Here is a 1,152-nt window from a genome sequence, read left to right as displayed (position 1 = left end):
CGCCGGCGCCCGGGCCGACGGGCGCGGCGCCTCGGGCGGCGAGCGCGTCGTTGACCGCGATCTCCTGCTCGAGGGCGCGGGCGGTGGCGGCCATCTGGTTGAGGACCTTCTCGCCGAACCGCACCGAGGAGTGCACGCCGGCGTAGAGGACGGCGCGCACGTCTTTGCCCACCACCACGGGGATGGCGGCCATCGAGCGCAGCCCCTCGGACAGGACCGGCAAGTCGTACTCGTGGGTGATGACGCCGGCCCGCGGGTAGTCGGCCACGCCGACGGGCTTGCCGGTGGCCATGACGCGTCCGCCGACGCCGGCGCCGTAGTGCACTTTGAGGTCCTTCATGGCGGAGGTGCGCATGCCGAGCGATTCCGACAGCACGAGGGTGTGCCCCTCCCCGACCACGCCGCCGATGGTCACCGGGATGCCGGTGGTATCCCGCAACGCGGCGATCGCGCGCCGCACCGACGCCAGGTCACGCTTGCGTTGCTGGGCATCGCCGGCGCCCCGGCCGGTCTTCTCCTCGTCCACGAGGTCTCCTCAACTCATCTGTGCGGCACCCCCACAGTGGGGCCACCTTTTCCCCCCGAACGCGTGACACACCACCGTTTTCAGCGCCACTATACGCACGTGGTCGGGGTGATGCCGACCCAATCGGTCCACAACCCGGCCGAGGGAACGGGGGTGGCGGCCGATGATTCCCGCCCAGCCCTAGGTCAGGGCGTGAAAGCTGGATCGAATGCGTCGGGATCTTCCGGATCCGAGAGCATCACCGCGCTGCCGGTGACCGGCGCGGTTCGCTGTTCGTCGTAGATCCATTCCTCTACATCGCTAGAGTCCGGATCGCCGACCAGGTATGGATGCAGACCCAACATGGCCTCGGCGTCGATCGTCTCACCGGGGGTCAGCACCGCGTCGTCGAGAAAGCCGCCGACGTCGTCGTCGTCCATATCGACGCCGATCACCACCAGGCCGTCAGGGACCGCCCCCCCGCCGCCAGGCACTCCGCCGCCCGGCACCTCCGCCGGACCCACCTGATCCACCACGGCGCGCAGCTCGAGGCGGCGTCCCACGAGCGCGACCTCGTACCGCCTGGGGCCGTCGGCCGTGGCGAGGGTCAGCGTGCCCTTCGCACGGTAGGCGCCGGTGGGCGGCGT

Annotated in this window: 2 protein-coding genes; both read right to left on the bottom strand. The window is 70.7% G+C overall.

Annotated features, from left to right (window positions below; all coding sequences use genetic code 11):
* Positions 1-526, bottom strand: a 526-nt coding sequence (locus G6016_RS13345) for a GAF domain-containing protein (protein WP_182633125.1), incomplete at its 3' end; no start/stop codon positions are given.
* 185 nt (positions 527-711) lie between these two features.
* The coding region (locus G6016_RS13340) for a GTP-binding protein (RefSeq protein WP_182633124.1) at positions 712-1,152 on the bottom strand (441 nt) is incomplete at its 5' end.

The sequence above is a fragment of the Dietzia aerolata genome (genome assembly GCF_014144865.1).
GTDB classification, from domain to species: Bacteria; Actinomycetota; Actinomycetes; order Mycobacteriales; family Mycobacteriaceae; genus Dietzia; species Dietzia aerolata.
This window is presented reverse-complemented; position numbering and strand designations above follow the sequence as displayed.